Consider the following 22112-nt stretch of genomic DNA (forward strand, 5'->3'; position numbering starts at 1 on the left):
CTCTTACCTCCATTAGTTGATAGAATAATTATCTATCCTATTGGTAAAAGTATGGTAAAAATTGGTAAAATAAAGATAATTGAGTAGAGGTGGAGAGAGATGGAGGACAGGATGGAAAGAATACTTTTGATTGAGGATGACAAAAGGATATGTAGGATACTTCAGCTGGAACTACAGCACCACGGGTACAGGGTGGATCTGGCTTATACGGGAAGTGAGGGGCTGGCCAAGAGCAGGGAAAACTTCTATAACCTGATACTACTGGATCTCATGCTCCCAGGGATGAATGGGGAGGATGTATGCAAATCTATAAGAGAGGAATCGGAGGTTCCCATTATTGTGACCACAGCTAAGGATAAGATACTGTCCAAGGTGAATCTTCTGGACCTGGGGGCAGATGACTACCTGACAAAACCCTTTGAGATGGAGGAGCTCTATGCAAGGATGAGGGTGGCTCTTAGAAATAAAAAGGACTATAAAAATAAGGAGTACAGAGTTTGCGGGGATATAAGGATAAATACCCTGACCAACCAGGTTTTTAAGGGAGATAGAGAGGTGGAGCTTACAAAGAGGGAGTTTGATCTCCTGGAATATCTTGTTGTAAACCGTGAGGTGGTCCTTAGCAGGGAACAGATCCTCAATGAGGTATGGGGGTATGATTACGACGGCGTTGAAAAGGTGGTAGATGTATATATAAAATCACTGAGGGAAAAGGTGGACAGTAATCGGGAGCTTATTCAGGCAGTGAGAGGGAGGGGTTATGTCATCAGAAAGAAAACAGAGACTCTCTAGGGATATAGCCAAGAGCTATATCTTTGTTTTAGTTGTTTTTTTTATTGTCGCTGTGGCTGTATCCCTGACAAACTGGAAACACCTTAAGGATAATGCCAAGAGGGATGTAGAGCTGGCAAAGGACTTCCTTGCAGGGGAGTTTATGGAGGAAGAGATTCAGAGTACCAGGGAGCTCTTTGAAGATGCAGAAAAGGAGCTTCCAGATATCTCCGGCCTGGATTTCAGAATAAGGCGTGGTGGGGAGGAGTATTCCACGGGGAAGGTCCCCGATCTAAAGCTAAAATATACCAGTGGTATAAGGGACTACTCCAACTACGACTACTATATCTACAACTACCACCTCCCGGTTTACAAGGGTGAGGATGTTCAGGTGACCATAGTGAGGGAGCTTAAGAGGGAGAAGAGATTTATAAACCAGCAGGTTGTGATATTTTTAATAGCCTTTCCTATAATTATCCTGTGCCTCTATATGATCTACAGGCACTTCTACAGGAAGATAATTCCCCAGCTAAGGGAGATAGAGGGAATAACGGACAGCATAAACTTAGACAGCCTGGACATCAAACTCATAAGAGAGGGGTACTATGAGGAGTTCGATAATATGCTTACCTCCTATGAAAGGATGCTTAAGAGGCTGGAGGATCAAAAATCCGCCCACATAGCCTTTGTTCACAATGCTTCTCACGAGCTGAAGACCCCTATCTTTGTAATAAAGGGATACTCGGATATCCTCAAGAAGTGGGGAACGGAGAATAAAGAGGTGTCCCAGGAAGCTGTGGAGGCCATAGGAACCGAGGTCAGGAGTATGCAGAGCCTCACCGAGAAACTCCTCTTCTTAGCCAAGGGGAAAAATATCCAGCCTGTATATGAAGAGGTGAGGCTAGATGAGGTTGTGGAGGAGGTAAAGAGGGAGCTCTCCTTCATCTACAGGCAGGTTGGAGTAGAGGTAAGGGGAGAAGCCCTTAAAGCCTACACAGACAGGGAGCTCCTCAGGATCCTGGTGAAAAACCTCATGGAGAATGCCCTTAAATACGGAGGAGGAAGAGATGTAAGGGTGGAGATAGGCCTAAGAGGTAATAGTCCCTTCATAGAGATCGAGGACCGGGGAGAGGGAATGACCCCCGAGGAGGTCGGTGAGATCTTTACTGAATTCTACAGGGGGGATGAATCGAGAAACAGAGAGATAGAGGGACACGGACTGGGACTTTCCATTGTAAAAAATATTCAGGAGATACTGAAAGCGGAGTTAAAGGTAGACAGTATCAAGGGAAGGGGAACCAGGGTTGAAATACTCTTAAAAGACAATTGAAATAAAGGAGAAACTGACCTATAATGTCTGTATATAATAATTAAAGGTTTGCCTGGAGGAAGATATGAAGGATGAAAATAAGGGGATCTGTCCCCTATGTGGAAGAGAAAATAGATGTGCCAGTGTATTGGGAACGGACCCCCACAAGTGCTGGTGTATGACTACCAGCGTACCTAAAGAGCTTATTGCAAAGGTTCCAGAGGAGAGGAAGGGACAGGCATGTATCTGCAGGAAGTGCGTAGAGGAATATCTAGGTGATAAAAAATGATAGATCTACACCTCCATACTACAGCTTCAGATGGGGAGCTGACTCCCACCAGGCTTGTGGAAGCAGCAGTTGAGAGGGGGATGGAGGCCATCTCTATAACGGATCATGATACCGTGGGAGGCCTGGCTGAGGGACGAAAAAGAGCCCAGGAGCTGGGGATAGAGTTTATTAACGGAATAGAGCTTTCCTCTGAATGGATGGGGAGAGAGGTGCATATTCTGGGATACTTTATAGACCTTGAAGATCCTAAGTTACAAGGTGAACTGGCTAAGATAAAGGAGGCCAGGGACAGGAGAAATATAAAGATCCTGGAAAAGCTCAGGGAGTATAAGATAGATATAGGTCTGGAGGAACTTCGTGAGGAGGCCGGTGGAGAGATAATGGGAAGAGCCCACATAGCCAGCCTTATGATGAAGAAGGGATATGTGTACAGCAAGGGGGAGATCTTTAAAAGGTACCTTGGAATAGGGGGAGTTGCCTATGTTCCCAAGGGAGACCTCAGTCCAGAAAGAGCTGTGGAGATTATAAGAGAAAATGGGGGGATAGCTTCCCTGGCTCACCCTAAGTATATCTCAGAGGATGAGGTGAGGCTCACCGAGCTCATAAACGACCTGAAAAAATCCGGCTTGGAAGCTATGGAGGTATACTACTCCAGCTTCTCCCTGAGGGAGGTCTTGAAGTATAAGAAGCTTGCCAAAAAGATGGAGCTTCTCCTAACAGGAGGTTCCGACTACCATGGAGGAAGTAAGGGGAATATCGAGATAGGGGACGGAGGAGTGCCCATGGAGGTATATACCCATTTAAGGGAGCTATTGAAGGGGAGAAGCTAACCCCCAGGTAAAATTGAAATTCATCATAAAAGGTGATAGAATAAAGAGAATGGTATGACAATAAAGGAGGAACGTTATGATATTAATAACAGGTGCAGCAGGATTTATTGGGAGTGCTCTTGTATGGAGACTCAATGAAGAGGGAATTAACGATATAATAGTATCAGATAAATTAAGAAGTGCAGAGAAGTGGTTAAACCTAAGAAAGAGGGATTATGCTGACTGGGTAGACAGAGATGAGCTATTTGACTGGCTTGCAGTTCCTGCCAATGCAGAAAAAATAACAGCAGTGGTACACATGGGAGCATGTTCAGCTACAACGGAAAAGGACGGAGACTTCCTGATGAAAAACAACTATGAGTTTTCTAAGAAGCTTTGGGATTTCTGTGCAGATAGGGATATAAAGTATGTATATGCATCGTCGGCAGCTACCTATGGAATGGGAGAGCTTGGATATGACGATGAGGTGAGTGTAGAGGAGCTTAAGAAGTTAATGCCTCTAAACAAGTATGGTTACTCTAAAAAGTTTTTTGATGACTGGGCATTTAAGCAGGAGAAGGCTCCAAAGCAGTGGACTGGGGTAAAGTTCTTTAACGTATATGGACCTCAGGAGTACCACAAGGGAAGAATGGCTTCAATGGTTTTCCATGCTTACAACCAGTATAAGGAAAATGGCCTTGTAAAACTATTTACATCTCATAAGGAAGGTTATGAGGATGGATGGCAGCTGAGAGACTTTGTATATATCAAGGACGTGGTAAATGTACTGAAGTTCTTCCTGGATAACGAAGTAGAATCTGGAGTATACAACCTTGGAACTGGAAAGTGCAGAGGTTTCTATGAGCTGGCACTGAATGCAGTGAGAGCATCAGCAGACAACTATGAGATAGAGGGGAAGGATGTAATCGAGTTTACTCCAATGCCTGAGGATCTTAGAGGAAGATACCAGTACTTTACTGAGGCAGCAATGAACAAGCTGGTAAAGGCTGGTTACACAGAGAAGTTCCATACTCTAGAAGAGGGAGTTAAGGACTATGTACAAAACTATCTATCTAAGGAAGATAGTTACCTATAGGAGGCAGGCAGTTGAGTGATTTACTTATAGTAACAATACTGGGAATAGTACAGGGGCTGACGGAGTTTGTCCCTGTAAGTAGTACGGGGCACATGATATTAGTTGAGGAGTTTTTGGGAAGTCAGACCTTTAATAAGGGGTTCTTCGACACCTTCCTGGTAGTTGTACAGCTTCCTTCTATTCTTGCAGTGATAGTATATTTCTGGAACGATATAAACCCCTTTGTAAAGGAGAAAGAAGTATTTAAGGAGAAGATGATACTTTGGAGTAAGATCGTTGTAGGGGTGCTCCCAGCGGCGGTGTTTGGACTTCTTTTAGATGACATAATCTCTGGCTATCTTTCAGGGGTTCAGATAATAGCAGCTATGCTTATCCTATATGGTGCAGTATTTGTTGTTATGGAAAAGCTTATAGGCAAGGGTAAAAAGGTAGAGAAGATGAGCGGAGTAAGCTATAAGCTGGCAGTGGCAGTTGGATTCTTCCAGTGTCTGGCTATGGTTCCGGGAACATCGAGATCTGGAGCTACAATAGTGGGAGGACTGCTTCTTGGGCTATCCAGAGCAGTGGCAGCGGAGTTTTCCTTCTTCCTGGCTATTCCTACAATGTTTGGAGCAACCCTGCTTAGACTTTTAAAGCACGGTCTTACATTTACCCCAGAGGAGTGGAAGCTGACTCTGGTAGGGTGTGTGGTATCCTTTGTGGTTTCCTATGTGGTAATCAAGTGGTTTATGGCTTACCTGAAGAAGAGAGACTTTAAATTATTCGGTATATACAGAATATTAGTAGGAATTTTGGTATTCTTGAGTATCTATTATTAAACAAGGAAATATTTCCTTGTTTAATTTTTTTATTGTGAGGAAGAGATTTGATTAATAAATACAGGGGAGGGACAGAGATATGGATATGACGGAGATACTGGTTAAAGCGGAAGAGATGGGGGCATCGGATATTCACTTTGTAGTGGGAAAGCCGCCAATGGTGAGGATTCACGGGAAGCTTAGAGAGCTTCCAGGAGCAGACAGGCTGATGCCCAATTCAATAAAGGAGCTATCCTCTTCGATATTAAATGAAGCCCAGGAAAAGGCCTTTGATATGAATAAAGAGCTGGACTTCTCCTTTGGAATAGCTGGAGTGGGAAGATACAGGGTAAACCTTCATATGCAGAGGGGAACTGTGGGGATGACAATAAGATCCCTGAGTACTGAGATTCCTGAATTTGATGACCTGAAGATCCACGACAGCGTTAAAAACTTTATAGATAATAAAAACGGACTGATCCTTGTGACGGGGCCTACTGGAAGCGGTAAGTCGACTACCCTGGCGTCCCTTCTGGATAAGATAAACAGGGAGAGGCATGAACACATAATAACCATAGAGGATCCTATAGAGTACCTGCATATGCATAAGAGCAGTCTTGTGGAGCAGAGGGAGATAGGAGCAGATACAGAGTCATTCTCCACAGCCCTGAAGTATGCTCTGAGACAGGACCCAGATGTAATACTTATCGGAGAGATGAGAGATCTGGAGACGATAACGGCAGCCCTTACAGCAGCAGAGACGGGACACCTTGTATTTGGAACCCTTCACACCAATGATGCCTCTAAGACTGTGGACAGGATAATAGATGTATTCCCTACAGACCAGCAGGCTCAGGTAAAGGTAATGCTCTCCACCTCCCTTCGTGGAGTACTGGCTCAACAGTTGGTTCCTACTGTAGATGGAAAGAGAAGGGCAGCCTGTGAGGTTCTTGTGGGAACTCCTGCAATAGGAAACCTCATAAGGGAGGGAAAGACCCACCAGATACCATCTATGATAGAGACGGGAGCAAGACATGGAATGATCAGTATGGATGCGTCCCTGAAGAAGCTCCTTAAGGAGGGTATCATAAGCATGGAGGAGTTTGAGAAGAGGGCCAAGAATAAGATAAATGGTTAGTTGGGAGATGAGTAATGGCTAAGTATACTTATAAAGCTAGAGATGCCAGGGGAAACCTTATCTCCAGTGAGATGGATGCAGCAGATGAACAGGAGCTGGTAAAGGAACTGGGGATGAAGGGCTACTTCCTTATAACGGCGGAGATAAAGGGCGGAGCAATGAGCGGAGATATACTGGCTCCCTTTAAGAAGCCCAAGGTAAAGGAGATAACTCAGTTTACAGTGGAGTTATCTACCCTTCTGGATGCAGGTATCTCCCTGGTGGCAGCTCTTGAGATAGAGGAAAACCAGATGAAGGAGGGGATGCTTAAAAGCACCCTTGCTGAGGTAGTGGCAGATATAAGGCACGGAAAGAGTTTTTCAGAAGCCCTGGCAAAACACCCCAAGATATTTGACAAGATATATGTGGGGCTTATAAAGGCAGGAGAGGCCTCTGGACAGCTGGACACCATCCTTCTGGACCTTGCTAAGTTCATGGAGGTAAGTGATGAGAACAGGTCCAAGGTAAAGTCAGCCCTGACCTATCCTGCAGTACTTATAGTTGTAGCCACAGCGGTGTGTGTCTTCCTTCTGATAGCAGTTCTTCCAAGCTTTGCAAGTATATTTCAGAGCTCGGGAGTAGAGCTGCCATTACCCACAAGGATCCTTATGGGGGTTTCAGAGTTTTTAAAGCACAGGTGGTATATAGCTCTGGGATCTTTGATCCTGGCTTTTGGAATGTTTAAGCTGTGGACATCCACAAGGGAGGGAAGGTATACCTTTGACGGTATGAAGTTTAAGTTTCCTGTAATAGGTCCCCTTTTGACCAAGTCCATAGTTTCCAGGTTTACCAGAACCTTTGGTGCCCTGGTAAAGAGTTCCGTTCCCATGCTTCAGGCACTGGAGATACTCAAGGAGGGAGCTGGGAACGCCAGGATGGAACACCTAGTGGACAGGATAAAGCTGGATGTAAGCGAGGGGGAGAGGATCTCCACCGAGCTTGAAAAAAGTGAGTATATCCCTGTAATGGTGGCCCGTATGGTAGCAGTTGGAGAGGATACAGGAGCTCTGGATACCATGCTTCTAAAGGTAGCAGATTACTACGACAAGGAGCTGGAAGCAGAGATAAAGGGTTTGACCTCGGTAATAGAACCGATAATTACCGTGGGAATGGGAATAGTAATAGGAGCAATAGTACTGGCTGTAATGCTTCCGATGTTTGATATGATAAAGCTGGTAAAGTAGTAGAAAGTAGTAGGAGGAAGTTTTGACAATTAAAGCAGATTTTGAGATGAGTCCTGGTAGTATTATAGAGTTTGTAAGAGTACTGATACCAGAGGCAAGGGAGAAGGAGATGGAGGTAAGAACCCTCAGCGAGGGGGAGGAGATCTCCATAGAGGTAGTGTGTGACGGGAGGAAGGAAATCTTTACCTACCCAAACCACATGGAGAGGATAGATGACCAGAAGATAATTATGATAAAGATGGCTCTTCTGAATATATATGGCAAGAGCTACCCATGGGGAGGACTTATCGGGGTAAGACCTACAAAGCTTGTGAGAAGGATGCTGGCTCTGAAGTATACCTATGAGGAGATAGAGGAGATCCTTATGGGACTCTATATGGTTACTCCAGTAAAGGCGAGGCTTCTTTCAGATGTAGTGAAAAAGGAGATGAAGTATCTTAACAGGGATCATATAAATATGTATATAGGGATACCATTCTGCCCTACTAAGTGCAGATACTGTTCCTTTGCTTCCTATGAGATAGGAGGACCTGTAGGTAAGTTTTACAGGGGAGTAGTGGATACCCTGCTAGATGAGATAGAGCTCACAGGGGATTTTTTAAGGGGGACCACTCACACTATAGAATCTCTTTACTTTGGAGGGGGGACACCTAGCGTCCTCACTGAAGAGGATCTTGTGAAGGTCCTTGAAGCTGTGAGAAAGCATATAGATTTTACCCACATCAAGGAGTTTACCTTTGAAGCTGGAAGGGTGGATACATTAAACAGAAGAAAGCTGGAGATAATGAAAAAGTATGGAGTGGACAGGATCAGTCTGAATCCTCAGACCTTCAATGAGCATATCCTGAAGGAACTGAACAGATCTTTTGACAGGGCTAAGTTTGATGAGATGTATGGAATAGCCCGTGAGCTGGGATTCATAATAAATATGGACCTTATCCTTGGACTGCCTGGAGAGGGAGCAAAGGAGATCTACCATACCTTAAATGAGATAGAGAAGTATGATATGGAAAACCTTACAATCCATGTACTTGCCCTGAAGAGAGCTTCCAAGCTCTACCAGGAGGGGTATGAGAAGGAGGAGCTTAACAAGGAGGAGTTTGAGCTGAAGCTTAAGGAACTCCTTGAGAAGAAGAATCTGGAGCCGTACTACATGTATCGTCAGAAAAACAGTATCGAGTGGGGAGAGAACCTTGGATATGCTGTTCCCGGTACGGAATCTATCTTTAATATAGAGATGATAGAGGAAAATCAATCTACCCTGGGAATGGGTGGAGGAGCTATAACCAAGAGGATAGTGGCGGAAAACGAAGTAATAGATAGGATAGACAAGGTAATAAATCCCAAGGATCCAGCTCTTTATATAAGAGAGATGAAGGAGAGGCTGGAGAAGAAGTTTGAGCTTTTCAAAAACTAGAAAAAGCAGGTGATTCCCTTGAGCGAAAATAAGAAGTTTGTTCTGGTTTTAACTATTATACTTGTAATCTTTGGCGGTGAAAGGGTGTGGAGGAGCTTCAGGAGAAGAACTGAAATCCCTGAAAAAAATTATGTGGTTGTTATGGAGAGGCACACCTATGAGGATAGGAAAGCTCTTCTGGACATCAACAGAGCCACCCTGGAGGAGATGCTTGCTCATAAGGTAAGTATGAGCTATGGAAGGAAGATAGTGGAGTACAGGGAGATTACCGGAGGATTTGAGGAGCTTCAGGAGCTGACAAGGATCTCTGGGATAGGGAAGAAAACCTATGATAAGCTCAAGGGTAAGTTTGTAGTGAAAACTCCCCCAGCTGAGAGGAAGATAAATATAAATGAAGCAGAGGATATTGAGCTCCTCTATACTGGTTTTACCAAGAAGGAGATAGGGAAGGTAAGGGAGCACCAGAAGGCAGAGGGGAAGATATTTGACAATGTGGTCCTTATGGATATTCTGGGAGGAGAGCGCTACGAGAAGTTGGGAAGAAAGATAGAATACTAAAATAGAGGCCTGAAGGCCTCTATTTTTATTTTAATAGCAAAAAAGGTCTGAGATTTTTTTCTCAGACCTTTTTTTAAAATTTGTTAAAAAGGATCAATTAAAACTAATATGAATCAGAGGCTGAGCCACTGAAGAAGACGGGAGTACTCTCTCTTGGCGTCTTCATACCCTAATCTGTAGAGGGCCTCGATCTTTGAGACGTCCTTCTCCAACCTCTTTACCTCTAAGGACTTACTGGGACGAAGGATGAAAATATCTCCTCTTTTCTCCAAGTCATTAAGCTTTTCCAGGGTAGAGTTGTAGACGGTATGTCTGTTGATGAGGGCATCTGCCACATGGGGGTATCTTCTATAGAAGGCCTTGGCTGCCTTCTTATATTTAAAGGGTTCCTTCCTATATTCCCTTCCCTGGGTGAGAATGACTATATGCTTTTTATTCCCGTCCTCTATGGATTTATCTATGGGAATGGGGGAGACAATTCCTCCGTCCAGGTAGGGAGTCCCCCCTATGACAACGGGCTTAGAAAGGAAGGGAAGGCTCCCAGAAGCCATGATAGCTGTGACAGCCTCATCCACAGAGGAAAAATCATCCTTGGAGTGATAGTCTGTTATTCCAGTGAGGCAGTTGAAGGTCCCTATCTTGAAATCTGTTTTAGAGGATCTAAAGGTTTCATAATCCAATGGAATGAGCTCCTTGGTCATCCTGAAGTAAGCAAAATCAGGGTCAAATATATATCCGGTTTTAATGAGGTTTCGAAAACTCATATACCTGGGATCGGTGATATACCTTCTCTGGATATTCAGGCTTCTCTCCCTCTGCTTGGAGATAAAGGAGGCAGGGTATATTGCTCCTGCAGAAACCCCTACGAGATAGGGAAGCTCAAGACCCATATCCAGAAAGTAATCCAGAATCCCAGTGGTATACATTCCTCTAAGGCCTCCCCCCTCGCAAACTAAACCTAAGTTCTTCATATAATCACCTCTATAATTAAGTTTTTTTCTTTATTCTAACATATTCCCACGAGTAAGAAGGATCTTATTGAGAAATCTTATAGTTGCTTAAATGATTTGGTTCAACAGAATATCTTTTTAAGATTTATTAGTTTATCCTCTCCTAAGTCGACGGCACTTTGTACTTTTATATCTTTCCAGGCCGTCCAGCAGGATAAGTTCCGCAGCAAAGCGAGGACTGTAGCTTACCAAGGGCGTAGAGTAATAACATGCTCAGGAGACACTTTGGAAGAGGTGTCTTTTTTTCTAAAATAAGAAGTTATCTTGATAACGACTATATTTTAGTTATAAGGCTTAGCGTTACTTGGGTACTTTCTTTGGATGCTGTGAGCATAGCGAGGAAATGCCCTTGGGGTACAAGCAAAGAAAGTACATAATTACTAAAGGAAGCAACGTTAAAAACAATTAACGTTGTGGAAAAATATAATGATTAAAAAATCATTTATTTTTCACAAAATATCAAGTAAAGAAAAATTGATTTAGGCAAAAAAAGTATATATACTTCAAGGGATGGAAGGTACTGGAAAACCTTCAGATAGATGAAAGGAAGATAAGGGATGGAAAAAAAAGATTATCTTTTAAAGCAATACATGGTTGAGGATAAGGATATAAAAAAATTTATAAAAAGCTACTGGATACTTAAAAAATCAGGGGAGGATGAAAAGATCCCCAAACTCTTTCCAATACCCAGTGCCCATATAATTATAAGTTTAGAGGATGACTGCTCCTTTGAAAGTAAGGGGGAAAGAAGGCAAATTGATGGAGATATGGTATTTCATCCCACCACCCACATGTGGAGTATATACTATGGAAGAAATACTCATATAATAGGGATAGAGCTCTCTCCCCAGGGCTACTACTATCTTTCTGGAGAGGATGTTTCAAAAAAGGTAGATAAGATAGAGCCCCTAAGGGAGGCTTTACCGGGGCTCTGGAGGTTTATCCAGAGGGAGAGAGAAAACCTTAGAAAACATAGATTAGAGGGACTTAAGGGGTATCTCAGAAAGGAGTTTCAAAAATATTTTGAAGATGGGGATGCTCGTATCATAGATGAGGTGACAGGGTATGTAGACAGAGAGCAGATCCTCATAAGGGAAGTGACTGAAAGGCTTGGATTTAGCGTAAGGACCTTAGAGAGAAAATTTAAGAGGAATACGGGACTTACTCTGAAGAAATATCAGACTATTTTGAGGTTAAATGCCCTTTTAGAGGATATCTATATGACGGAAGAGATAAACTGGGGGGAGCTGGCTGTAAAGCATGGGTTCTTTGATCAGGCTCATATGATAAAGATGCTGAAGGAGTACCTGGGAATGGCCCCTGGAGAGTATCTGGAGGTAAGGGATCTGCTGGGAGATATATTTGAGGTGGAGTGACGTATTTTTACAAGAAGACAGATATAAATTCTGATAGTATATATCTATTAAAAAATTGAGAAAGGAGATGAGTTATGATAGCAGCAGATTTTGGAGGAAACCTAAAGTAGAAAAGGTCCTCCGTAAAAAGTAAAAAAAGAGGAGGAAATAATGAGAGGCAGAGTTATATCGGTATTTAAAGATTTATATAGAGTGTCAGTTGGAAGTAGTGAGGTCAATGCTCCCATAACAGGGAAGATGATAAAAAACAATGAATTTCCAGTGGTTGGAGACTATGTAGAGGTAAGTGATGAGGGGCAGATAACTGAAATATATCCCAGAAAAACTCTACTATCCAGGAAGGTGGCAGGAAAAAAGATAAAGGAGCAGCCCATAGTAAGCAATGTGGATTTTATCTTTATAGTTACCTCCCTGAATAAGGATTTTAATATTGCAAGGCTGGAAAGATATCTGACCATGGTATATGAATCAGGAGCTAACCCCTGCTTTATTCTGACTAAGGCAGATCTTGACGATGAAGCAGATGAAAAGGCAGCTAGGTTAGAGGAGATAGCTTTCGGAGTGCCTATCCACGTAGTATCTTCATATGAGGATATAGGAGTAGATGAGGTCAGGGGCTACTTAAAGGATGAGGCAACAATAGGTCTTATAGGATCCTCTGGGGTAGGGAAATCAACTCTGATCAATAAGCTTATGGGAGAAGAGATAATAAAAACCAGGGAGGTTCGAGCAGGGGACGATAAGGGAAAGCATACTACCACAAGAAGAGAGATGTTTCGTGTAGGGGGAGGATATATAATAGATACCCCTGGGATGAGGGAGCTTCAGATATGGAGTGGAGATACTGCTGAAACATTTTACGATATCGAGGAGATGGCCCTGACATGTAAGTTTTCAGACTGCACCCATAGAAGTGAACCGGGGTGTGCAGTGAGAAGAGCCATTGAGAGAAAGGAACTCACCGAGGAGAGGCTGAACAACTACTTTAAGTTAAAGAGAGAGGTGGCTAATATGGAAAACAAGCAGAATCTGGGCCACAAGTTTGCTGAAAGGGAAAAGATAAAAAATATGATGGGCTCTCTGGATATGAGAAGGAAGATAAATAAGAGGTAGTTTAAAGGGGAAAATATGAATATAGTAATAAGACAGGAAGGGATAGAAGACCATAAAGTAGTCTATAACCTTGTAGAAAAAGCCTTTAAGGAGGCTGAACACACAGATGGAAATGAGCAAAATCTTGTGGAAGCTCTTAGAAGGGGGAGGGCATTTGTACCGGAGCTTTCCCTTGTGGCAGAGGTGGAGAAGGAGGTTGCCGGGCACATATTGTTTACCGAGGCAAGGATAGGAAAGGATACCCTTTTGGTACTGGCTCCGGTATCGGTACTTCCTGAGTATCAGGGGAAGGGAGTCGGAGGAAGGCTTATAGAGGAGGGGCACAGGATAGCCAGAGAACTTGGTTATAGAGGTATTGTACTCCTGGGGTATCCGGCATATTACTCTAAGTTTGGCTATCTACCTTCGGTGACCTATGGGATAAAAAGTCCCTTTGAGGTACCAGAGGAGTTCTTTATGGCTGTAGAGTTAGAGGAGGGTTCATTAAAAGGTGTAGAGGGGATGTTGGAGTTCCCTGAGGAATTTGGAATCTAAGGGGGAAGAAGAACAGGCGAACTATGATTTCTTAAACCACTGATGATATTAAGGAGAGAGGATGGAGAATATTTTTAAGGTACACAGGGATATGCCGAGACAGGGTCCGGGGGACAATGAGTCTACCAGAAGAGCTTTGGACTTAACAGGATTATCCGGGAAATCATTAAAAGTTCTGGATATAGGGTGCGGACCTGGAATGCAGACGGTGGAGCTGGCAAAAAGTATAGAGGGAAGGATTACAGCTTTGGATTTTCACAAGAAATACCTGGAGGAGCTATCTGGATCAGCTGAAAGGGAGGGAATTGGAGAAAGGATAGAAACTCTGGAAGGTTCCATGTTTGAGCTGGAGAAATACTTCAAGAGAGAAGAGTTTGACCTTATCTGGAGTGAGGGGGCTATTTATATAATGGGGTTTGAAAGGGGATTGAAGGATGTTAAACCCTTTTTGAAGTCCGGTGGCTACCTTGCTGTTACCGAGATTACCTGGTTGGAGGACAATCCCCCCAAGGAGATAAGGGAGTTTTGGGATACTAACTACCCACAGATGGGAACGGTTAAATCAAATGAGGATATAGCTATTGAAAACGGGTATGAAGTTATAGATACCTTCATATTGCCTGAGAACTCCTGGTGGGAGAACTACTATAATCCTTTGAAGGAGAGGTGTGAGTTTTTTAAGAGGGAGGAACCCACCAACTCAGATTTAATGGAGTTTATTAAGGAAACGGAGTTGGAGATGGAGTTATTTAAAAAGTACAGCTCCTCCTATAACTATGTTTTCTATGTGATGAAAAAGTCCAACTAGATATGATCTATCATATTAAAGGGAGCCTTAATTGAAGGCTCTTTTTTTCTCTAGAGAATCCCTCTTTCAAGTGGATGGCACTTTGTACTTTGATATTTTTCCAGACCGTCCAATAGGAAAAGTTTCCCGGTGAAGCAGAGAGATGCCTTAGGGCTAGAGGCAAAAAAGTACAGAGCTTCTGATAAAATTTTATTTAATATAGAGAAAAATAAAAATTCTTACTAAACTTTTACTTTTGAACCATATACTTTAAGTAAAGAAGAGGTAACCAAATTACATCTATAAGGAGAGGAAGTATGGGTTCTAAAATGAGGGGAGATCTGCAGGAGGTTATGAATAGGGGAGTTGCTCTTTCTATCTCAGAGTTAAAAAGGATATTAAAGGTTAGGGGGCATGGGGGGATGAAGCTGAGCGGTCTTAAAACAAGAAGGGGGTACCTTTTAACTGTAGAGGAGGGGGAGTACTTTTTTGACCTTGTTGTAGAGGGGGAGGAGAAGTTTATGATTAAAGATATATATTCCACCTCTTAGTGGGGAAGGAATTATTTAATTTTGAATTTTGTGGATAAGGCTTCTCTATATCTACAACTAAAAGCTCTTTTTATAAAAGTATATTTATAGAAGCCCCTTTCAGGGGCTTTTTTTATTGCAGTGGATGGAGCCGGTGCAATCTATAAAGTCCTGTATTTAATGGCTTTCCTCCTGGGAGGAAGTGGACAGCAGAAACTTTTGTAATAACCTGTCTTATATGATATAATTTTAGGTACGAAAATATAATTAAAGATGCAGAGAAAGTAACAAAATATAGATTAGAGGTGGTTTGGTGCACTTTTTATTGACAGAAGGAATGGGTTGGATAGAAGTAGTAACTGGAAGTATGTTTTCTGGTAAGAGCGAGGAGCTCATCAGAAGGCTGAGAAGAGCCAGATATGGAAATCAGAAGGTAGTAGCTTTTAAGCACTCCAGTGACAAGAGGTATGATGACACCAAGGTGGCATCTCACAGCCAGCTGACTATAGAGGGGGTTCCTGCCGTTTCAGTGGAGGAGATGGAGAGGCTCTTCTTTGAAAGATACAGCGATGCAGAGATAATAGGAATAGATGAGGTTCAGTTCTTTGGAGAGCCTGTGGTAGAGTTTTGTGAGAAGCTTGCCAATATGGGAAAGAGGGTTATTGTAGCAGGACTTGACCAGGACTTTAGAGGGGAGCCATTTAAACCTATGGATGCCCTTATGGCCAAGGCAGAGTATGTGGATAAGTTCAATGCAGTGTGTGCAGTGTGTGGGAACCCTGCATCGAGATCCCAGAGACTTGTTAACGGAGAGCCTGCATATTACGATGATCCCATCGTTCTTGTGGGTGCAAGCGAGGCCTATGAGCCAAGATGCCGTAAGTGTCATATTGTAAGGGACAGAAGCGCCAATGAGGGGAAGCTCTACTTTATAGTTGGGACAAATACCGAGATAGGAAAGACCTATGCTACCCTTAATCTTATGAGGGAGGAGATGAAGTCTGGCAAGAAGGTAGGAGCACTAAAACCTGTGGAAACTGGAAGGGAGACCTTCCCGGAAAACCTAGAGGGGTCCGATTCCTATGCCTATGCAAAGCTGCTAAACAAGGAGATAGAGGATGTAAATATCTTCTTCTACACTAAACCAATGTCACCTCATGTAGCCTCTGAGCTGGATGGGGAGAAGGTGTGTCTGAAGACCATAAAGGACAGGATAGATGCAGGTCTTCAGGAAAACGACGTTCTCTTTGTAGAGGGCGCAGGGGGACTTCTGGTGCCGTTAAAGGACAACTATACCTTCCTGGATCTTCTGGTGGACTACAGAAAGAAATCAGAGGTAATCCTGGTATCGGCAAATACCCTGGGAACAATTAACCACACTCTTCTGACGATAGATGTACTTAAGAGAAATGATATAATGATAAAGGGCCTTGTATTTAACAACAAGGATAATGTACAGGATGAGAAGCTTTTAAGAAATAATATTGAGACGATCTCAAAGATAGGAAAGGTAGACGTTATAGCTGACTATGGATATGGAGAATAAAATTATGGATCTTAGAAGTCTGGAGAAGGGGAGTAAGTTTGGATATATGTATTATATCTCCTACGACGGAAAAGCCTTCGATACCTTTGATGAACTCAAGGGGAAGAGAAGTGTTAAGGAGGAGTTCGGGAAGCTTATGAATGAACTTGGCTTTACCTGGGCCAAGGGAATACAGCAGGCTGGAAGAACAGATGCCAAGGTAAGTGCCTCGGAAAACATCCTCTATATGAGCAGCAACTACAGCGGAGATGTGGATAAGCTCATAGAGAAGTTTAATTCAAAAGCCGGAAAAACTGTAAAGATAAGGATAAAAGCCTATAAAAAAACCCTTCCCAACCTCGTTTTCCCAGAGATGGTAGAGGAGAGGGCTTACTGCTACAAGTATAAAGCAAGCAAGATAACCAGAACTCCAGAGGAGATAGAAAAACTCTGTGAGGAGCTCAGCGGAACCTATGATGTAAGCAGGTTTACAGACTATAAGGGAAAGAGGTTAAAGGAGAAGGTGAGAAGGGTGGAGGTTTCCTATAGGGATGGGAAGCTCTACTTCAGAGGAAGCTCCTTTATGCCTAAGCAGGTAAGGATAATGTCTGCTTATATACTTACAGATTCCATGGAACCCCTTCCTGGAAAGTTCCTTACATTGGAGGAGATAGTTCTCACAGAGGAGATGAATAACCTTATCATAGAGGAAGCTCCAGAGGTGGTAGAGGAAAACCTTGTGAGAGCTGAAAGGATGGGGGATATCTATATCTTCTATGTGGACAGGAAGAAAAAGGGAGAGTTCATCGGAAGCAGGGGTAGGAATATAAAGAAGCTGAGAAAAAAATATGGGAGTATTGTAGTAAGAGAGATAGAACTATGATAGATAGAATTAGGCAGGGACTCAACTATATGTATGGAGTCTACAATGAGAGAGATGATGAACTAGCAAGGAAGTATCTAAGTGCCAAGGAGTATGAGATATTCATAGGTATGAGTAACTATGATAAGGTGCATTCCATAGAGGTATTAAAGATGCTTCTAGAGGATGATAAGCTGTGCTACAAGAAGGAATATATAAAACTTGCCCTCCTTCACGATTGTGGAAAGGAGGGAGCTGGACTTCTTAAGAGGATGAAGAAGGTGATCGTGGGAGACAGAAGGCTGGAAGATCACCCTGAGAGATCCTATGAGCTTCTCAAGGAGATAAATCCAAAGGTGGCTAAGCTCTCAAGAGCTCACCACAGGAAGGATGTTCCCAAGGATTTAAAGAGGTTTCAGGATATAGACGACCATTGTTAATTAAGTGAGGTAGATAAGATGTCAGTAGATATAAAGAAGTATTTGTTATCTGTGGAAAAGCCTGCTCAGTATCTGGGTAATGAGGTAAACAGTGTACATAAGAAGGAGTTTAAGGCAAATATGTGTCTTTACTTCCCAGATATATATGAGGTGGGGATGTCCAATGTAGGGATAAGGATCCTCTACTCTATAATGAATAATGTAGAGGGGTTCTCTCTGGAAAGAGGATTCTCTCCCATGGCAGATATGGAAGAGGTAATGAGAGCCAATAACCTTCCAGCATTTTCCATTGAGAGCAAGACACCATTAAAGGAGTTTGATGTCCTTGGGTTCTCCTTCTCCTATGAGATGAGCTATACCAATGCCCTGAATGCCTTAGATCTTGCTGGGATTCCCCTTCACAGTGCAGAGAGAACAGAGGATGATCCCCTTGTAATGGCAGGTGGAACATGTATGATGAACCCTGCACCAGTGGAGAAGTTTATGGACTTCATCGTAATAGGTGATGGTGAGGATGTAATGCCTGAGATCGCAAGACGTATGGTAGCCAATGCAGGGAGGAGCAGAGAGGAAAAGTTAATGGCCCTGGACGGACTGGACGGAGTATATATTCCTAAGATCCACAGAGGGAAGAAGAGGATAAAGAGAGCCATTGTAATGGATCTGAATAAAGCAGAGTACTACGACAAGCAGATAGTGCCATATATAAATATAGTTCATGACAGAGCAGCTGTGGAGATCCAGAGAGGATGTACAAGGGGATGCAGATTCTGCCAGGCAGGGATGGTTTACAGACCTGTAAGGGAGAGAACCCTTGAAAATAACCTGGATCTTATAGGGAAGACCCTGGATGCAACTGGATACTCAGAGGTATCCCTTTCATCTCTGAGCAGCAGCGACTATACTAAGATAGGACCACTTCTGGAAACCCTTCAGACTAAGTATGGAAAGGATAACTTAGGAATTGCCCTTCCATCCCTTAGAATGAACCCCAGCTCGGTAGAGGTAGCAGAGAAGATAACCAGCGGAAAGAAGACTGGATTTACCTTTGCTCCAGAAGCTGGATCTCAGAGGATGAGGGATGTAATAAACAAGGGTGTAGATGAAAAGGAGATCCTGGATACAGCAGAAGCAGCAGTAAAGGCTGGATGGCATACCCTTAAGTTCTACTTTATGATAGGACTTCCATATGAAACAGATGAGGATGTGGCGGGGATCTATGAACTGGCTCAAAAGGTGGTGGATCTGTGCAGACCTATCTCCAAGAGACTTCAGATAACTGTAAGTGTATCCAACTTTGTACCTAAGCCTCATACACCATTCCAGTGGGCTGAGCAGATGGACTTTTCTGAGATGGAGAGAAAGCACAAGCTTCTGAGAGAGCTCTTCGACAGAAAGAGGCACCTGGGACTTAAGATCCACAGGATGAATACATCCTACCTGGAAGGATTCCTTTCCCGTGGAGATGAGAGAACCGGGGACCTTGTGGAGAAGGCTTTCAGAAACGGAGCAAAGCTAGATGACCACAGAAACACTTCTGAGATGTGGCTGTCAGCTATAGAGGAGCTTGGACTGGATGAGAAGAAGTATCTGGGAGAGAGAAGTTTTGATGATGAGCTTCCTTGGGATGTAGTGGACACAGGATTTAGTAAGGAATTCCTTCTGAGAGAGTTAAAGAAGGCAGAGGAGCTGGCTCTTACTCCAGACTGCAGAGAGAACTGTGCAGCCTGTGGTATGAAGACAAGAATAGCAGAGTGCGGGACACTGATAGCAGATAATTTAAAATAAATTTGAAAAGAGTTTGGTTTACGACAGTTGACGTTTAAAATAGAATTTAAATTCTCTATAATAACAATGTAACTAATTGACGAAACATAAACTCTCGCTGAAAACCCTTGAAACTATGCTCCCCTTTAGCATATGCTTCAGGGGTTTTCTCCTTTTATAGTCATTGAATGAATTATTAGAATTTTTCTTGTCCATAATTCATATCACGACAAGTTTATTCATTTAGCTATTTATTAAGAGATAAACTATAGAAGGGAAATAAATATGAGCAAGGTATATTTAAGGTAGAAGCTTTAGGATAAAAAAAGTCGGGAGGTGTAGAGGTGCATATAAAATTTAAGGAAACAGCTGCACCTAGTGAAGTTAGGAAAGTTAGAGACATAATAGAAGCTCTTGGCTTAGGTGTAGTAGAGGTAATGGATTGTACCAACTATAAGCTGGGAATAATAGGAGATAAAAGCAGGGTAGATACCCAGACCTTAGAGGAACTTGAGTGTATAGAGGGGATCTATGAGATAGAGGTTCCATATAAGTTTGTAAGCCGTGAGTTTAAACACGACGATACAGTGATAGATTTCGGAGATGTGAAGATCGGAGGAGGGAACTTTGCTGTGATGGCAGGGCCTTGCTCCATTGAAAACAGAGAGATGATAATGGAGATAGCTGAAGCCGTTAAGAGGAGCGGTGGGCACTTCCTGAGAGGGGGAGCTTTTAAACCCAGAACATCTCCCTATGACTTCCAGGGACTGGGAGAGCAGGGCCTTCAGTATATGAGGGAAGCTGCAGACAAGTATGGTCTTCTAGTGGTAACTGAGGTAATGGATGCAAGTGATATCGAGCTTGTGGCCAAGTACGCTGATATGCTTCAGGTAGGAGCAAGAAATATGCAGAACTTCAGCCTTTTAAAGGAGCTGGGAAGGGTAGATAAGCCCATCCTTCTTAAAAGGGGAATGTCGGCAACTATAAAGGATCTTCTAATGGCAGCTGAGTATATAGTGGCCTTTGGAAATATGAGGGTGGTATTCTGTGAGAGGGGAATAAGAACCTTTGAAACTATGACCAGGAATACCCTGGATATAAATGCCATACCTATGGTGAAGGAGCTGTCCCACCTGCCGATTATAATAGATGCCAGCCACGGAACTGGGATGAGGACCCTTGTGGAGCCGGTAACCCTTGCAGGGGTAGTGGCAGGAGCAGATGGTGCTATGGTGGAGATCCATCCCAGACCAGAGGAAGCTTTTTCCGACGGACCTCAGTCGCTGAGGTTTGATGAGTTCGATACCCTGATGAAAAAGGTGGAAAAGATAAGAGAAATATTATAAAATTTATTATAGAGAGGACTGTAGTTTAATACAGTCTTTTTCTATATAAAAATTAGAGTGGAAGTGTCGGCCCTAAGGCTGGATTTCAATAGAGTGATAGATTTGAAGGTGAGGAGAGGGCAGGATGTTTAAGGATAGAGGAGAATACCTTGTTATAGAGGAGTTTGAAGAACTTGGAGTGGGAACTATATTTACAGATAAAAACTACGGGGAGGTAAAGGAGGAGCTCTTCCTCTCCTCGGACAGGCTTGAAAATCAGGAGAAGTTTCTGAAGAGGTTTGGACTGGAGGGAAGAAAGTTAATCTATGGAAGCCAGGTTCACTCAGCCAATGTAGCAGATATAGGGGAAACTATTGAAAACCTCCCATACCCAGAGACCGACGGTTTTATAACAGCCAGAAGGGATGTGGTGATATTTACCCAGTACGCCGACTGTCTGCCTATCTACTTCTACAGTAAGGAGAAGGAGGTAATAGGCCTCTGTCACAGCGGGTGGCAGGGAAGCTACCTGGAAATTGGAGTAGAGGCTCTGAAGAAGATGACAGAAAACTACGGGTGTGACGTAGAGGAAGTTATAGTGGCCTTGGGAATAGGTATAGGAATATGCTGTTATGAGGTGGGGGATGACTTCTACGAGAAGTTCAGGTTAAAGTATGGTGAGGAGCTTTTAGAGGGGGTCTTCCAGAGAAGGGATGACAGGTGGTATTTTGACAATACAGAGTTTAACTACAAGCTTCTCCTAAGAGCAGGGGTAAAAAAAATCTATAGGGATTCGAGGTGTACTTATTGTGATGAAAGATTTCATTCATATAGAAGAGAAGGCAAGGTCTCAGGAAGGAATGGGGCATTTATCTATTTTAAAGATTAGTATCCTGATAATATTTATATTCACCTTTACCAGCTGCAGCAGCCTCCCGGAGAACAGGCAGTGGAATACAGCTGAGGAGGTTAGGCTGGATACCTTTGAGCTTCAGGTGGGGGATATACTGGTAAAGAATAAGAAACCCAACCCCATCTCCTGGTATGGACATGCTGCAATAATGGTGGATGATGTGAATATAGGGGACTACCCTAAGGTGGGGATAGGTTACTATGAGGTAGACGCCTACTCTTGGCTCTATGAGAAGCGAAAGGTGGTAGTTCTCAGGTATAAAAATTTTGATGAGAGGTTTAAGAGGAAGCTTCTGGAAAATATAGAGATCTATAAGGACAGGGGGTACTGGATAGGCTTTGATAAAAAGAATTCAAAGAGGTTCTACTGCTCTCAGTTTGTGTGGTACCTCTACTGGAAAACGGCTCAGGACCTGGGATATGAACTGGATCTGGATACCGACGGAGGACCTCTGGTATTTCCCTATGACTTCTTGAGAAGTGATGATCTCATACAGGTTCCCTTTGGACCCAGATAGGAGGAG

Annotated in this window: 23 protein-coding genes; 22 read left to right on the forward strand and 1 reads right to left on the reverse strand. The window is 43.1% G+C overall.

Features of this window, described 5'->3' with window-relative positions; genetic code table 11:
• The first annotated feature begins 111 nt into the window (after nucleotides 1-111).
• The 10 genes from QMG11_RS10070 to QMG11_RS10115 all read left to right on the forward strand — a co-directional run bounded on the left by QMG11_RS10070 (nucleotide 112) and on the right by QMG11_RS10115 (nucleotide 9407).
• Nucleotides 112-792, forward strand: coding sequence for a response regulator transcription factor (locus QMG11_RS10070; protein ID WP_281835676.1), 681 nt, complete (start codon nucleotides 112-114; stop codon nucleotides 790-792).
• Nucleotides 761-2101, forward strand: a complete 1341-nt coding sequence (locus QMG11_RS10075) for a sensor histidine kinase (RefSeq protein ID WP_281835677.1) — start codon at nucleotides 761-763, stop codon at nucleotides 2099-2101. Before QMG11_RS10070 ends, QMG11_RS10075 begins: the two co-directional genes overlap by 32 nt.
• Before the next feature lie 64 nt (nucleotides 2102-2165).
• Complete coding sequence (locus tag QMG11_RS10080) at nucleotides 2166-2369, forward strand: cysteine-rich CWC family protein (RefSeq protein ID WP_281835678.1); 204 nt, start codon at nucleotides 2166-2168, stop codon at nucleotides 2367-2369.
• Nucleotides 2366-3199, forward strand: a complete 834-nt coding sequence (locus tag QMG11_RS10085) for a PHP domain-containing protein (protein WP_281835679.1) — start codon at nucleotides 2366-2368, stop codon at nucleotides 3197-3199. The genes QMG11_RS10080 and QMG11_RS10085 overlap by 4 nt, the downstream gene beginning before the upstream one ends.
• Before the next feature lie 76 nt (nucleotides 3200-3275).
• Nucleotides 3276-4274, forward strand: a complete 999-nt coding sequence (gene rfaD / locus QMG11_RS10090) for an ADP-glyceromanno-heptose 6-epimerase (protein WP_281835680.1) — start codon at nucleotides 3276-3278, stop codon at nucleotides 4272-4274.
• A gap of 11 nt (nucleotides 4275-4285) precedes the next feature.
• Entirely contained in the window at nucleotides 4286-5092 is an 807-nt protein-coding gene (locus tag QMG11_RS10095; RefSeq protein WP_281835681.1) for an undecaprenyl-diphosphate phosphatase, read from the forward strand.
• A gap of 79 nt (nucleotides 5093-5171) precedes the next feature.
• On the forward strand, nucleotides 5172-6209 hold the full coding sequence (locus QMG11_RS10100) for a type IV pilus twitching motility protein PilT (protein WP_281835682.1): 1038 nt from the start codon (nucleotides 5172-5174) through the stop codon (nucleotides 6207-6209).
• Nucleotides 6210-6223: 14 nt separating this feature from the next.
• On the forward strand, nucleotides 6224-7432 hold the full coding sequence (locus tag QMG11_RS10105) for a type II secretion system F family protein (RefSeq protein ID WP_281835683.1): 1209 nt from the start codon (nucleotides 6224-6226) through the stop codon (nucleotides 7430-7432).
• A gap of 22 nt (nucleotides 7433-7454) precedes the next feature.
• A complete protein-coding gene (locus tag QMG11_RS10110; RefSeq protein ID WP_281835684.1) occupies nucleotides 7455-8849 on the forward strand; it encodes a coproporphyrinogen III oxidase in 1395 nt (464 codons plus the stop codon).
• Nucleotides 8850-8867: 18 nt separating this feature from the next.
• Nucleotides 8868-9407 carry a helix-hairpin-helix domain-containing protein gene (locus QMG11_RS10115; RefSeq protein ID WP_281835685.1) on the forward strand — a complete coding sequence of 180 codons (540 nt, stop codon included), beginning with the start codon at nucleotides 8868-8870 and terminating at the stop codon, nucleotides 9405-9407.
• Between the two features lie 113 nt (nucleotides 9408-9520).
• Here QMG11_RS10115 and QMG11_RS10120 read toward each other — a convergent pair whose 3' ends face one another.
• Nucleotides 9521-10378: a patatin-like phospholipase family protein gene (locus tag QMG11_RS10120; RefSeq protein WP_281835686.1), complete on the reverse strand. Its 858-nt coding sequence runs from the start codon at nucleotides 10376-10378 to the stop codon at nucleotides 9521-9523.
• A 596-nt stretch (nucleotides 10379-10974) separates the two neighbouring features.
• Here QMG11_RS10120 and QMG11_RS10125 point away from each other — a divergent pair.
• From QMG11_RS10125 to QMG11_RS10180, 12 genes are all read left to right on the forward strand, one after another.
• A complete protein-coding gene (locus tag QMG11_RS10125; RefSeq protein WP_281835687.1) occupies nucleotides 10975-11793 on the forward strand; it encodes a helix-turn-helix transcriptional regulator in 819 nt (272 codons plus the stop codon).
• A 150-nt stretch (nucleotides 11794-11943) separates the two neighbouring features.
• Nucleotides 11944-12906: a ribosome small subunit-dependent GTPase A gene (rsgA, locus tag QMG11_RS10130; RefSeq protein WP_281835688.1), complete on the forward strand. Its 963-nt coding sequence runs from the start codon at nucleotides 11944-11946 to the stop codon at nucleotides 12904-12906.
• 15 nt (nucleotides 12907-12921) lie between these two features.
• Nucleotides 12922-13440, forward strand: a complete 519-nt coding sequence (locus QMG11_RS10135) for a GNAT family N-acetyltransferase (protein ID WP_281835689.1) — start codon at nucleotides 12922-12924, stop codon at nucleotides 13438-13440.
• 61 nt (nucleotides 13441-13501) lie between these two features.
• Nucleotides 13502-14248 carry a class I SAM-dependent methyltransferase gene (locus QMG11_RS10140; RefSeq protein WP_281835690.1) on the forward strand — a complete coding sequence of 249 codons (747 nt, stop codon included), beginning with the start codon at nucleotides 13502-13504 and terminating at the stop codon, nucleotides 14246-14248.
• Nucleotides 14249-14544: 296 nt separating this feature from the next.
• The gene (locus QMG11_RS10145) at nucleotides 14545-14778 is read left to right on the forward strand and encodes a hypothetical protein (RefSeq protein ID WP_281835691.1); all 234 of its coding nucleotides are present in this window, start codon (nucleotides 14545-14547) and stop codon (nucleotides 14776-14778) included.
• A 292-nt stretch (nucleotides 14779-15070) separates the two neighbouring features.
• A complete protein-coding gene (locus QMG11_RS10150) occupies nucleotides 15071-16303 on the forward strand; it encodes a thymidine kinase (protein WP_281835692.1) in 1233 nt (410 codons plus the stop codon).
• A 4-nt stretch (nucleotides 16304-16307) separates the two neighbouring features.
• On the forward strand, nucleotides 16308-17165 hold the full coding sequence (locus tag QMG11_RS10155; RefSeq protein ID WP_281835694.1) for a pseudouridylate synthase: 858 nt from the start codon (nucleotides 16308-16310) through the stop codon (nucleotides 17163-17165).
• Nucleotides 17162-17584 (forward strand): HD domain-containing protein, encoded by a 423-nt coding sequence (locus tag QMG11_RS10160; RefSeq protein WP_281835695.1) that lies wholly within the window; start codon nucleotides 17162-17164, stop codon nucleotides 17582-17584. Before QMG11_RS10155 ends, QMG11_RS10160 begins: the two co-directional genes overlap by 4 nt.
• 18 nt (nucleotides 17585-17602) lie before the next feature.
• The gene (locus QMG11_RS10165) at nucleotides 17603-19372 is read left to right on the forward strand and encodes a TIGR03960 family B12-binding radical SAM protein (protein ID WP_281835697.1); all 1770 of its coding nucleotides are present in this window, start codon (nucleotides 17603-17605) and stop codon (nucleotides 19370-19372) included.
• A gap of 323 nt (nucleotides 19373-19695) precedes the next feature.
• On the forward strand, nucleotides 19696-20697 hold the full coding sequence (gene aroF, locus QMG11_RS10170; protein ID WP_281835698.1) for a 3-deoxy-7-phosphoheptulonate synthase: 1002 nt from the start codon (nucleotides 19696-19698) through the stop codon (nucleotides 20695-20697).
• A 124-nt stretch (nucleotides 20698-20821) separates the two neighbouring features.
• On the forward strand, nucleotides 20822-21565 hold the full coding sequence (gene pgeF, locus QMG11_RS10175) for a peptidoglycan editing factor PgeF (RefSeq protein WP_281835699.1): 744 nt from the start codon (nucleotides 20822-20824) through the stop codon (nucleotides 21563-21565).
• On the forward strand, nucleotides 21537-22106 hold the full coding sequence (locus QMG11_RS10180; RefSeq protein ID WP_281835701.1) for a C40 family peptidase: 570 nt from the start codon (nucleotides 21537-21539) through the stop codon (nucleotides 22104-22106). Before pgeF ends, QMG11_RS10180 begins: the two co-directional genes overlap by 29 nt.
• Nucleotides 22107-22112: the final 6 nt, after the last annotated feature.

Source organism: Propionigenium maris DSM 9537 (genome assembly GCF_027925155.1).
Classification (GTDB): domain Bacteria; phylum Fusobacteriota; class Fusobacteriia; order Fusobacteriales; family Fusobacteriaceae; genus Propionigenium; species Propionigenium maris.

Bases quoted from the DNA above. Each gene is read 5' to 3' on its own strand.
- rfaD (WP_281835680.1), top strand. From the start codon at position 3,276: ATGATATTAATAACAGGTGCAGCAGGATTTATTGGGAGTGCTCTTGTA.
- QMG11_RS10105 (WP_281835683.1), top strand. From the start codon at position 6,224: ATGGCTAAGTATACTTATAAAGCTAGAGATGCCAGGGGAAACCTTATC.
- pgeF (WP_281835699.1), top strand. From the start codon at position 20,822: ATGTTTAAGGATAGAGGAGAATACCTTGTTATAGAGGAGTTTGAAGAA.
- QMG11_RS10155 (WP_281835694.1), top strand. From the start codon at position 16,308: ATGGATCTTAGAAGTCTGGAGAAGGGGAGTAAGTTTGGATATATGTAT.
- QMG11_RS10120 (WP_281835686.1), bottom strand. From the start codon at position 10,378: ATGAAGAACTTAGGTTTAGTTTGCGAGGGGGGAGGCCTTAGAGGAATG.
- QMG11_RS10180 (WP_281835701.1), top strand. From the start codon at position 21,537: ATGGGGCATTTATCTATTTTAAAGATTAGTATCCTGATAATATTTATA.
- QMG11_RS10135 (WP_281835689.1), top strand. From the start codon at position 12,922: ATGAATATAGTAATAAGACAGGAAGGGATAGAAGACCATAAAGTAGTC.
- QMG11_RS10165 (WP_281835697.1), top strand. From the start codon at position 17,603: ATGTCAGTAGATATAAAGAAGTATTTGTTATCTGTGGAAAAGCCTGCT.
- QMG11_RS10085 (WP_281835679.1), top strand. From the start codon at position 2,366: ATGATAGATCTACACCTCCATACTACAGCTTCAGATGGGGAGCTGACT.
- QMG11_RS10140 (WP_281835690.1), top strand. From the start codon at position 13,502: ATGGAGAATATTTTTAAGGTACACAGGGATATGCCGAGACAGGGTCCG.
- rsgA (WP_281835688.1), top strand. From the start codon at position 11,944: ATGAGAGGCAGAGTTATATCGGTATTTAAAGATTTATATAGAGTGTCA.
- QMG11_RS10160 (WP_281835695.1), top strand. From the start codon at position 17,162: ATGATAGATAGAATTAGGCAGGGACTCAACTATATGTATGGAGTCTAC.
- QMG11_RS10075 (WP_281835677.1), top strand. From the start codon at position 761: ATGTCATCAGAAAGAAAACAGAGACTCTCTAGGGATATAGCCAAGAGC.
- QMG11_RS10080 (WP_281835678.1), top strand. From the start codon at position 2,166: ATGAAGGATGAAAATAAGGGGATCTGTCCCCTATGTGGAAGAGAAAAT.
- QMG11_RS10100 (WP_281835682.1), top strand. From the start codon at position 5,172: ATGGATATGACGGAGATACTGGTTAAAGCGGAAGAGATGGGGGCATCG.
- QMG11_RS10125 (WP_281835687.1), top strand. From the start codon at position 10,975: ATGGAAAAAAAAGATTATCTTTTAAAGCAATACATGGTTGAGGATAAG.
- QMG11_RS10145 (WP_281835691.1), top strand. From the start codon at position 14,545: ATGGGTTCTAAAATGAGGGGAGATCTGCAGGAGGTTATGAATAGGGGA.
- QMG11_RS10070 (WP_281835676.1), top strand. From the start codon at position 112: ATGGAAAGAATACTTTTGATTGAGGATGACAAAAGGATATGTAGGATA.